Source organism: Polynucleobacter sp. MWH-Adler-W8, assembly GCF_001889925.1.
In the GTDB taxonomy this organism is placed as follows: domain Bacteria; phylum Pseudomonadota; class Gammaproteobacteria; order Burkholderiales; family Burkholderiaceae; genus Polynucleobacter.
Genome location: NZ_LZFI01000011.1, coordinates 17,946 through 28,362 on the forward strand (window position 1 = coordinate 17,946; position 10,417 = coordinate 28,362).

Annotated in this window: 15 protein-coding genes; 7 read left to right on the forward strand and 8 right to left on the reverse strand. The window is 42.3% G+C overall.

Annotated features, from left to right (window positions below; genetic code table 11):
• Positions 1-5: 5 nt before the first annotated feature.
• Positions 6-662: a DsbA family oxidoreductase gene (locus AOC28_RS10565; protein WP_072583946.1), complete on the forward strand. Its 657-nt coding sequence runs from the start codon at positions 6-8 to the stop codon at positions 660-662.
• Between the two features lie 21 nt (positions 663-683).
• Here the strand turns inward: AOC28_RS10565 and AOC28_RS10570 are convergent, their stop codons facing one another.
• The gene (locus AOC28_RS10570) at positions 684-1,184 is read right to left on the reverse strand and encodes a pyridoxamine 5'-phosphate oxidase family protein (protein ID WP_072583947.1); all 501 of its coding nucleotides are present in this window, start codon (positions 1,182-1,184) and stop codon (positions 684-686) included.
• Between the two features lie 154 nt (positions 1,185-1,338).
• Here AOC28_RS10570 and AOC28_RS10575 point away from each other — a divergent pair, with 154 nt between their 5' ends.
• Positions 1,339-2,280: an ABC transporter ATP-binding protein gene (locus AOC28_RS10575; RefSeq protein ID WP_072583948.1), complete on the forward strand. Its 942-nt coding sequence runs from the start codon at positions 1,339-1,341 to the stop codon at positions 2,278-2,280.
• Positions 2,270-3,037 carry an ABC transporter permease gene (locus tag AOC28_RS10580; RefSeq protein WP_072583949.1) on the forward strand — a complete coding sequence of 256 codons (768 nt, stop codon included), beginning with the start codon at positions 2,270-2,272 and terminating at the stop codon, positions 3,035-3,037. Before AOC28_RS10575 ends, AOC28_RS10580 begins: the two co-directional genes overlap by 11 nt.
• A 108-nt stretch (positions 3,038-3,145) precedes the next feature.
• Here AOC28_RS10580 and AOC28_RS10585 read toward each other — a convergent pair whose 3' ends face one another.
• Positions 3,146-3,748 (reverse strand): nitroreductase family protein, encoded by a 603-nt coding sequence (locus AOC28_RS10585; RefSeq protein WP_072583950.1) that lies wholly within the window; start codon positions 3,746-3,748, stop codon positions 3,146-3,148.
• Positions 3,749-3,784: 36 nt separating this feature from the next.
• Entirely contained in the window at positions 3,785-4,819 is a 1,035-nt protein-coding gene (locus AOC28_RS10590) for an aldo/keto reductase (protein ID WP_072583951.1), read from the reverse strand.
• Positions 4,820-4,909: 90 nt separating this feature from the next.
• Here AOC28_RS10590 and yghU point away from each other — a divergent pair, with 90 nt between their 5' ends.
• Positions 4,910-5,764 carry a glutathione-dependent disulfide-bond oxidoreductase gene (gene yghU, locus AOC28_RS10595; RefSeq protein WP_072583952.1) on the forward strand — a complete coding sequence of 285 codons (855 nt, stop codon included), beginning with the start codon at positions 4,910-4,912 and terminating at the stop codon, positions 5,762-5,764.
• Positions 5,765-5,860: 96 nt separating this feature from the next.
• On the opposite strand, the gene AOC28_RS10600 is transcribed toward yghU, so the two are convergent.
• The 4 genes from AOC28_RS10600 to AOC28_RS10615 form a co-directional block, all read right to left on the reverse strand.
• Positions 5,861-6,367, reverse strand: coding sequence for a hypothetical protein (locus AOC28_RS10600; RefSeq protein WP_072583953.1), 507 nt, complete (start codon positions 6,365-6,367; stop codon positions 5,861-5,863).
• Between the two features lie 69 nt (positions 6,368-6,436).
• Positions 6,437-6,742: a hypothetical protein gene (locus AOC28_RS10605; RefSeq protein ID WP_072583954.1), complete on the reverse strand. Its 306-nt coding sequence runs from the start codon at positions 6,740-6,742 to the stop codon at positions 6,437-6,439.
• Entirely contained in the window at positions 6,729-7,301 is a 573-nt protein-coding gene (locus AOC28_RS10610) for an RNA polymerase sigma factor (protein WP_072583955.1), read from the reverse strand. Before AOC28_RS10610 ends, AOC28_RS10605 begins: the two co-directional genes overlap by 14 nt.
• Positions 7,302-7,309: 8 nt before the next feature.
• Complete coding sequence (locus AOC28_RS10615) at positions 7,310-7,750, reverse strand: DUF3106 domain-containing protein (protein ID WP_072583956.1); 441 nt, start codon at positions 7,748-7,750, stop codon at positions 7,310-7,312.
• 144 nt (positions 7,751-7,894) lie between these two features.
• On the opposite strand from AOC28_RS10615, the gene AOC28_RS10620 reads away from it, so the two are divergent.
• The 3 genes from AOC28_RS10620 to AOC28_RS11425 are packed head-to-tail and all read left to right on the forward strand — an operon-like array spanning position 7,895 to position 9,048.
• Positions 7,895-8,563, forward strand: coding sequence for a Spy/CpxP family protein refolding chaperone (locus tag AOC28_RS10620; RefSeq protein WP_072583957.1), 669 nt, complete (start codon positions 7,895-7,897; stop codon positions 8,561-8,563).
• Positions 8,564-8,866, forward strand: coding sequence for a hypothetical protein (locus AOC28_RS10625; protein ID WP_072583958.1), 303 nt, complete (start codon positions 8,564-8,566; stop codon positions 8,864-8,866). It begins immediately after the preceding gene.
• Positions 8,867-8,874: 8 nt separating this feature from the next.
• Positions 8,875-9,048 carry a hypothetical protein gene (locus AOC28_RS11425; RefSeq protein ID WP_158009063.1) on the forward strand — a complete coding sequence of 58 codons (174 nt, stop codon included), beginning with the start codon at positions 8,875-8,877 and terminating at the stop codon, positions 9,046-9,048.
• A 136-nt stretch (positions 9,049-9,184) separates the two neighbouring features.
• Here the strand turns inward: AOC28_RS11425 and AOC28_RS10630 are convergent, their stop codons facing one another.
• Positions 9,185-10,225 carry a DUF4325 domain-containing protein gene (locus AOC28_RS10630; protein WP_072583959.1) on the reverse strand — a complete coding sequence of 347 codons (1,041 nt, stop codon included), beginning with the start codon at positions 10,223-10,225 and terminating at the stop codon, positions 9,185-9,187.
• Positions 10,226-10,417: the final 192 nt, after the last annotated feature.

Below are 10,417 nucleotides of genomic sequence, written 5' to 3' on the forward strand. Positions count from 1 at the left end.
AACAGATGAAACCAATTATTAAAATAGATTTTGTATCCGATATCGCCTGCCCTTGGTGTGCTGTAGGCCTCGGGAATCTGAATCAAGCAATGGAGGAGCTAAAGGATAAGGTGGATTTTCAAGTTCACTTTCGTCCATTTGAGCTAAATCCAAATATGCCCAAAGGTGGTCAAGATGCTATTGAACATCTCATGGGAAAGTATGGGTTAACAGCAGAGCAGGTCAAAGTTAATCAAGCCAGTATTAGAGCTAAGGCATTAGATGCTGGATTTGAGTTTCATCCTGAGGGCCGCAAAAGGGTTTACAACACCTTTGATTCTCATCGCCTTTTATATTGGGCGGCCAAAGAATATGACTTGAAAAAACAAGCTGCATTAAAAGCAGAATTATTTAAAACCTACTTCTGCCTTGCGGTTAATTTAGATGATCAGAAAAATCTATTAGATGCAGTAAATCGTGCTGGCTTAGACCCTGAAAAGGCGCAGGCAATTCTAGATGGAGATGAATTCGAAGGTGAAGTGAGAGCAGAAGAGGCAGTCTATACGAATGCAGGAATCAGCTCTGTACCCTCCATCATCCTTAATGATCAATACCTTTTGCAAGGTGCACAGCCTCCTGAGTCATTCATCAATGCATTTGAGCAGCTAATTCAGAAAACTTGAAAATAAACTATCTGCGATAAATCACTTGCCTTGCTTAAGAACTACCTTGCTATGCTGCTCTTTATCAGGCTCAGGTCTTGTTCCAGAAATATAGGCTTTTGCGGCACTGTAAACATATTTCAATGCCTGCATACCTGCGTTATCCCAAAACTCCCCTTCGTGGGCTGTAAATTTCAGAATAGCAATATTCGGGTCAGACTTTCCATTTGGGAACCATACTTTCCACATTTCCTTCCACATCCCCTCAATTAATTCGCGATCCTTCAGAATACTTAGCTCACCACTTACAGAAGCATATTTTCTGGCGCCTTGAAAGGTGACCAGGGCATGAGGGTTCGCATTAATTTCATCAACCTTAATTGAATTGAGGTCTGTCACAAAGTAAGTGGTGCACATGCCAACATCTAGACGTGCAATGGCCATAGGCCGTGCATGCATGCCATTAGGGCTATGGGTTACCAACATCGCAATATCAAATTCGCTTACTAGATCAAATAAATCCTTACTTGTGCTCTTATGCATGAGATTGCAAATCTCACTACCTTGGTTCGATTCCAGGTTTCCGCCTCCAAATTCAGCGTTCGACTACAAGTACTCTGAACACCTTAAGCATCCCCTTTCAAGCTACTGATTAAGATTTTTTACAGTGGCTTGATTTCTAATATCATTAGCGCTTATGACTAACATCCTCTCTATTTCCCATCTCAATAAGATTTATCAGTCTGGCTTCCAGGCCCTAAAAGACATTAATTTAGAAATATCCAAAGGTGAGATCTTTGCTCTGCTTGGACAAAATGGTGCAGGAAAAACCACTCTCATCAGCATTATTTGCGGAATCGTGAGCCCCAGCAGCGGTCTGATTTTAGTAGATGGTAAAGATATCATTGGCGATTACCGCGAGGCTAGAGAGTTAATTGGCCTCGTACCTCAAGAGCTCGCTACCGACTCTTTTGAAACTGTTTGGAATACCGTAACATTTAGTCGGGGCTTGTATGGGAAAGCGCCTAATCCGGCCTTCATTGAAAAGATTCTGAAAGACTTGTCCCTATGGGATAAACGTCATAACAAGATCATGACACTATCTGGTGGTATGAAGCGCCGAGTGATGATTGCAAAAGCACTCTCCCATGAACCCAGCATTCTTTTTCTGGACGAGCCCACTGCTGGAGTGGATGTCAGCCTCAGAAAAGATATGTGGAATTTGGTCAAAATTCTAAAAGACAACGGCACTACCGTCATTCTCACGACTCACTATATTGAAGAGGCTGAAGACATGGCAGACCGCATTGGCATTATTCGTAGCGGCGAGCTCATCATGGTGGACGACAAATTAGCCCTCATGAATAAATTGGGTAAAAAGGAGTTAACCCTTCAACTACAAAGCCCGCTCCAGAGCCTGCCGAGGGAGTTGGATTTACCGAGTCTAAGTCTTTCAGAAGATAAATATGAGCTTACTTATCGCTTTGACTCCAAAGACGAAGATATTGATATTGCACAGCTACTTCAAAAGATCACAAGCCTAGGCATTATCTTTAAGGACCTCCATACAAAACAGAGTTCATTAGAAGAAATCTTTGTAAATCTCGTTAACTCAGAGGAAGATACCCATGAAGCTTAATTACCATGGTGTACGGTCTATTTATAAATTTGAGATGGCAAGAACACGGCGCACGTTAATGCAAAGCATTATTGCTCCTGTTATCTCGACATCCTTGTACTTTATTGTATTTGGTTCTGCGATTGGTTCACGCATGACCCAGATGGAGGGGATCTCCTATGGGGCATTTATCGTGCCTGGCCTAATCATGCTTTCACTGCTCACACAAAGTATTTCTAATGCCTCATTTGGAATCTACTTTCCTAAATTTAGCGGAACCATTTATGAGATCCTCTCTGCGCCGATATCCCCACTGGAGATTGTGATGGGCTACGTTGGTGCTGCAGCAAGTAAATCGATTATTTTGGGCTTAATCATTCTGGCTACTGCTACTTTTTTTGTACCACTGCAAATAGACCATCCTTTATGGATGCTATTTTATTTGGTGATCACGTCAATCACTTTCAGCATGATTGGTTTCATCATTGGGATATGGGCAGATGGCTTTGAAAAACTCCAAGTGGTACCTCTACTCATCATTACACCGCTGACTTTCCTGGGTGGAAGCTTTTATTCGATCTCTGTTTTGCCACCCTTCTGGCAAAAAGTAGCCCTACTCAACCCAGTTGTATATCTCATTAGTGGCTTTCGCTGGAGCTTTTATGGCATTGAGGACGTGTCGCTTTGGGTAAGCCTAGGAATGACAATGTCTTTTTTAGCAATATCAATTGCCGTTGTCATTTGGATCTTTAGAACAGGTTACCGTCTTAAGAAATAATCTGGAAAAGACAAAACCCTCAACATTGCTGATGAGGGTTTGCTTTTTTGGTGGGTTGATCAGGACTTGAACTTAGAACTAGGCGCTCTATTTTGAAAGCGCCTAAATTTAAAAATGGTTTTCAATGATCATCTCTGATTTAGGGATGAATCCTGGCTTTGGCCATGCTGGTTTAACACCCTTACCAACGACCAACATAGCAGCAATGGCATAGTCTTTAGGTAAATGAATCAGCTCTGCCACCTTATCAAAATCAAAGCCTACCATTGGGCATGAGTCATAGCCCATAGCCTTAGCAGATAGCATCATAGTTTGTAACATGATGCCAGCAGAGCGCATTGCTTCATCTCTTTGTAGTTGCTCTTTTCCAGAGTAAAAAGGATGAATCCAAGGAACTAAAATATCTTGCGCTTCTTTAGGCGCATTTACCCAATATCGAGCAGGATCTTTTTCCCATGCCTTGATATCAACAGTCACTACAAATAATAGAGATCCATCAGTTACTTGAGCTTGATTATGAGCGGCCTCTCGCAGCTCTGCTCTTAAAGCCTTGTCTGTAACATTTACCAAACGCCAGTGTTGGATATTGAATGAGGATGGCGCTTGCATAGCGAGATCTAACATCTGGTCAGTCTCTTGCTTAGTAAATTCATGGCTTGGGTCAAAGTGCTTAACAGCTCTACGTTCGCGGATTGCATCAAATGTATTCATATTTTTTCCTAAAGTGGTTATTTGAATATTAAAAAATTATTCTTTTACTGGTGGCGTAGCGCGATATTGACCCTGAAAGGCAAGCATCCAACCCGGATACTCAGGCGACAATGCGCTGACTTCATCCAGGGACTTAAGCTCATCTTCTGTCAGGGCTAGCCTGCCGGCAGCAATATTATCTTTTAATTGCTCTAATTTGCGAGCGCCAATAATGATGGTAGATACCGCTTTTTTAGACAAGATGTATGCAAGCGCCACCTGAGCGACAGAGATACCATGCGCCTTAGCAATTGGTGTCATCGCATCAATGCAGGTAAACGCCTTGTCTTTGTTAATCGGCGGGAAATCAAAATTGGAACGTCTTGCACCATCAGGATTTGTCTTATCTCGATTAAATTTACCGGAGAGGTAACCACCGGCTAACGGACTCCATACCATCAGCCCTAATTGCTGATCTTGGACCAATGGGAATATCTCCCGCTCAAGATCCCGACCAGCAATAGAGTAGTAAGACTGCACACTTGCAAACTCAGCAAAGCCTTTTTGCCGTGAAATACCTATTGCCTTCATCACTTGCCATGCTGCCATATTGCATAAACCAATATAGCGAATCTTACCCATTCGAACTAGATCATTTAGAGCTGATAGCGATTCCTCAAATGGCGTTAATGGATCAAAGCCGTGTACTTGGTAGAGATCAATATGATCTAACTGTAAACGCTTCAAACTTGCATTAACTTCATTAAATATATGGAAACGGGACTGGCCTCTTCCGTTGGGAGTTTCGTCCATGATCCCAGTAGATTTGGTCGCAATCACCAACTGATCTCGTGGCAAGCCACAATCTTTAATTGCTTGACCTAGCAAGGCTTCGGATTGACCCATCGAATAGACATTAGCCGTATCGAAAAAATTAATACCACTATCAAATGAAGTCTTTACCAGCTCATTAACAGCTTTTTGCTGCAAGCCACCCATGACCTCCCAAAATCCTTGTGCGCCAAAAGTCATCGTACCTAAGCAGAGCTCGGAAACATAAAGTCCTGTATTGCCCAATAAACGATATTTCATCAAAGCTCCTAAATAAACTATTTGGTAATTTGTCTCGAACAATTTTAGGTCAGCTAGATTAAACTTGCTGAGAACTTGCAAAGGTAAAAAATGACTGATACAACTGAATACACGCCACCCAAAGTCTGGGCTTGGGAAAAGCCAAATGGCGGTCAATTTGCAAACGTCAATCGACCTACTGCGGGGTCCAGAGAGAAAAAAGAATTGCCCATTGGGCGCCATCCTATACAACTGTATTCAATGGGTACGCCTAATGGCGTCAAAGTAACCATCATGCTCGAAGAACTTCTTGCCCTTGGTCACATTGGTGCTGAGTATGACGCCTGGTTAATTAGGATTAGCGAAGGCGATCAATTTGGCTCGGGTTTTGTAAAGATCAATCCGAACTCAAAAATTCCGGCGCTCCTTGATCGCAGCAAATCACCCCCCATTCCTATTTTTGAATCCGGCTCAATTTTGCTTTATCTTGCCGAGAAATTTGATGCCTTCCTGCCCAAAGATATAGCTACTCGTACCGAAACAATGAATTGGCTTTTCTGGCAAATGGGTAGCGCACCTTACTTAGGTGGAGGCTTTGGACACTTCTATGCCTATGCCCCCTTCAAAATGGAATACCCCATTGACCGATTTGCGATGGAAACCAAGCGCCAACTGGATGTTCTAGATCAACGTTTAGCTGAAAATGAATATCTTGCTGGCAAGGAATACACCATCGCAGATATTGCTGTTTTTCCTTGGTATGGTGCCCTTGTTAAAGGATGGCTTTATGGAGCTGCAGAATTCCTCAGCGTACACGAATATGTAAACGTTCAGCGATGGGCAGATAGAATTCTTGAGCGCCCTGCCGTAAAACGAGGTCGTATTGTTAACCGCACTTGGGGTGAGCCATCCGAACAACTTCTTGAACGTCATGACTCAAGTGACTTTGATAACAAATCGTTGTAAAGATTAAATCTTCAATCAATGTGTTACGCGATAGCTGAGACTCCGCTTAAAGCCTGAGCTTTTCCACATTCAATACCTTTACCAATTACTTATGCATCAATTAATCTTGTGGGTAGATTCATAGTTAATCCATTGCGATTGAGCTGTCTGCATAAGCTCATACTTTTCTTTATTTGCCTCGCCTATGGAAATTTTTCTAGTTAACAAGTTCTGATAAACCACATCGACTTGGCTATAAAAGCTCTGGTAGATACCCGCTAACTCCGGCACAGGAAAATGACTAGATATTGCTCGACATTCATTTGTGGAGGCTAAGTAGGCCGTTAGTGCCCTTGCTTCTTCATCCGTAATTTTGTTTTCAGTAGTGAATAAATTCATCTTATGATCTGACTTGGGCACGATTTCAAATAACTCATTATTGACAACCTTTGCGGCATCACTCTTCTTGGTCTGATTGATGCAATTAGCAAATTGCTTTTGTGCCTCAGATATTTGTTGACGAACGGTTGGCTCTGGCGTTGCCTGAAACATAGCATTTTGAGAATAAGTCAAACCCACCATCCCCACAGTAGTGAGTATCGCTGCTAATAGTTGCTTTTTCATGATGCTCCTTTTGTTAAAAAAGCCCCGAAAACTCTTTTGAGTTCAAGGGGCAACAGAGAACACTGTAGATTAAATAGTGGAGAGGCTTAATTCAGACAAGGCATCAATCCGATGCAACTCATCATCTTGGGAAGCTATTAGGTGCTGACCTAGCAAGACGGAAGCGGCAATAACCACAAACGCTATCAATGCGGCAAGCTTGGGGTGCAATCTTGCTAAAACCAAAACTTCGGAGAGCCCATGATTTGGCTTTTCAGTCTTAGCAACCGTTCTTTGCCAATCTTGATAAATGCGTTGTTCAAAATGGGTAGATGGCTCTTGAACTTTGATTTGATCTAACGCTTTCTTTAAATGTTTTTTATCATTCGCTCGCATGAGATTTACCTTTTTCTAATTCCATCTTAAGTTTCAACTTAGCCCTATATAACAATTGATCGACGCTATTCTTATTCATACCCATTGCCAGACCAACTTCTTCTGCCGTCATATCTTGATATGCCCACATCAACATTGCCATTCTTTGTTTTCTACTTAAAACATCCATTGCCTTTTTAATGCTTTCTGGGCTGACGCCCTCTGCGATACTCCACTCAATCTCTTTCATGGGTTGATGCTCAATCTCATCAAACTCCTCGAAGAATCCCCTATTAATACTTTTGATCCTATCCAAACAAAGATTGCTCACGATCGCGTAAAAGTAAGTAACAAGTCCTGACTTTCCCGCAAACGAATCTGCACTTTTCCACAAGCGGATAAAGGCCTCTTGTACGACATCTTCTGCGTCTTCTTTGTTGCCAAGCATCTTCCAGGCCAAGGAATATGCGGGGGAACTCAGTAGGCGAATGACTTCTTTTGACGCCTTGAAATCCCCCGCTACAGCTCCTTTTAATAAAGCCTGCTCGATGCGGTGTTGCTTACTAGGAAATAAAGTCAAACTGATCCTTAATTGCTCATTGGCTTATTCCAATGCTCTTTTTCATTAGGATGCGCCTTCATCCACTCTTCGCGTTCTTTTTTCATCTCAAGACGCTCTTCTGGCGTCATTGCGGCAATCATGGCTTTGCGGTTCTCGCGTAGCGCTTTCTTTTGTTCGGGGCTTAATGCTTGCCACTGAGCGTGCATTTTGTCGCGCAATGCCTTACGATCTTCAGGGCTAAGCGCCTTAAATTTGGCATGAAGTTTTTGGCGATATGCACGGCGCTCTTCTGGAGTGGCTTGTTTAAATTGCTCTCGCAAATCCTTGGACATTTGCAGGCGTTGCTCAAAGGTCATATTAGCAACTACCTGGGGATCTTGCGGCTCTGGTAAGGCGGCGCTGGCAATGCCAATGGCACTCACCATCAATACACTAGCCATAATTAGACCTTGCATCGTTCTTTTCATTTATATCTCCTTGTTTGTTGCTACTTAGACGCGAGCACCTATAGAAAACTTACGGCCAAGACAAAATAATTATTTTCTTTTTAGAGTAAGTATTTTTCAAAATTACTGTCTAACAAGAGTTAGAGACATCCAGTTGAGAGAAAAATGAATCGGGCCATCATGCTATTGCGCTCAATTATCTTGAGTTTTCTAGTTTTAGTAGCAATTTTGCCCATTAAGGAGTCTTTTGCTCAATGGGGCGGATCTCAAGGCTCTGGAATCCCAGGAATGCCTGGAATGCGAAGGGGCGCCGGGCGCAATGCCTCTAATCCCGACTCTTCCAGCACATCGGTAAATACCCATATCTCAATGCCTGCTCCAGGCTCACATCTGCTTACTTATGGGCAAATCGAAACTGGATTATCTCGCCTTGAGGAAAGCCTTAAGCTAACACCCGAACAAAGCAAGGCTTGGGGTAATTTTGCAATCAAGGTGAGACTTTATGCGAGTGATGTTGCCAAAGAAAGAGCTAAATTGAATATCGATAGTTCCGCCACTATTGATGGACTGAAATTTCTAAGCCAATCTACCGAAGATGCAAAAAATCGATATACCAGCTTAAAAGAGGTTGATGAGGCTGCGAAACCGCTTTACAAATTATTGACTTCTGAGCAAAAGGCATCTTTTGATAGCAAAGTACCTACTTTTATTAATGCAAGCCAAAAAAGGCTGATGCCAAGCCAACCAAACTACAACTTGCCAGAACTCGGTGGATCACCGTCGCCCAACCAAAACTCTGGGTCAGGCACTTTACCAGGCTACGTTCACCAGTAAATGCGTAACCCCAACAATCTAAGTGGTCATATTCTGCCGACTTCAGGCGCAATGCTTGGTGTATGTATGACCGTTATCAGCATTGTGAAACTGACTCAGGCCAACAGAGGCATGGCCTATTGGGTAGATGACCTCCTAGCTCTAGATGCCCTCATCTTTCTAGCAAGCTCTATCTTTTCATACCTATCCATTCGAAGTAATTCAAAGAAGGTTTATTTTGAAGATATTGCGGATAAGTTCTTTATGCTCGCATTGATCTGCATGGGTGCCGCAGTCTTACTTCTGACATATGAAATTGTGTAGGCGGTGTGATGGTTGCATCTGGCCGTAAGCAGTCCTTAAATATTGGATACAACAATCTACAAGTAGTTCATCGCTTCAATGGCAGACCTATATATCTAGTGGGTTTGCCATGGAAGATGTGTGAAGATTGCTTCCACACTTTGTTGCAGAGAAAGAAAAACGACTTAGGAATTTCTCCCTAAGCCGTTGATTTCATTGGCGGGCCCACCAGGACTTGAACCTGGGACCAAAGGATTCCGGTTTGTGTAATTTTCATTACTCCCCGGACTATGTCTTCATAGTATTCATCCCTGAACTTATGTGGGTGCCGTCTAGTTTTTATGCCAAATTACTTTGAGCAGCCTTAATCATTTTTTTAACCTCTAGGCCCTCATTAATAGAGTGAATTGTAATTTGAGGGTTTTGTTTTACAAAAACTCGAAATACTTCATCTGCGAATGCTTGACCAATTGACTCAACACCCTTAAAGTCCAATAACACAGTCTTAAAACGATCCACGCGATTTAGAATTCTTTTCGCCTGTGAACGCGAAATAAGCTGCCCGCCTTCGTACAGAGCCAGCTTAACTGGAACAATGGTTTTATTAAACGCGTAATCCTCGTCTTCCGTTCCGCTAAAACTATCAAATAGTTCACGCAGTATTCTTTGGGAGTTGAGTGCAATTTTCATGACCACCCGCGTGCCTTTATGACTCTTGTCGTTATGAAGCAAGAAGTCCATATCCGAACCATCGGCATGTGTAAAAACTAAATCGCCAGAAAAAATAAAGAATTCATCAAAAGCACGGGATGAGAAAAAAATTCCTTGACCAGTATGATTACTTGGATCAGTAGTGAGCTTTCCTTTGCTCAACTCCAAAATAGACTCACGTGGATCATGCAACTTTAATAATCTGGCGATATGGTTAAAAATTCCTTCGCCATTATCAACAATTGATATTGACACAAAATCGGGCGTCCTCTCAACATGAATGTAGACCTCAGTACCTTCCGAATGATCAATGGCGTTGTTAAGCATTTCAGTAAAACCGTAATGGCAAATATTGGCAATTTCTTTAGGCAAGCCATTAAATATTTCTCCAAAATCACGTGAATAGACTTCAGACTCCTCCAGTCCCTTTAATTTAAATAGGCCATCGTGAAATCGTTTTACGCCCAACTGATATAAACGTGCCTTCGTACTGCCACTGGAAGCTAAAAATCCATCTCTGACCAACGCTGCAAAATGCGCATGAATAGCCTGCCTAGTAAGGCCAAACCGTTTCATCGCAGCATGAGCTAAATCGAGCTGATTGGTTTTAACGCCATCCACCAAGAACTGACGTACTTCTTGGGAACGCTTTGTATTGGCAAATTTCATGTCTATTTTTGTAAAGTATTATGAGGTTATTGTAAAGTTTTATGAAATTATTGTAAAGTTTTTGATTGAGGATTGACAAGAAACCTTAAATAAATAGTCCTTTTATGCACTCTGAGGCCTTTTTAGCCTTATTCACAGCCAAATCAAGCTGAGTCTCTTTAGTAGTAGCCCGTATCCACTTGTTATCTACCT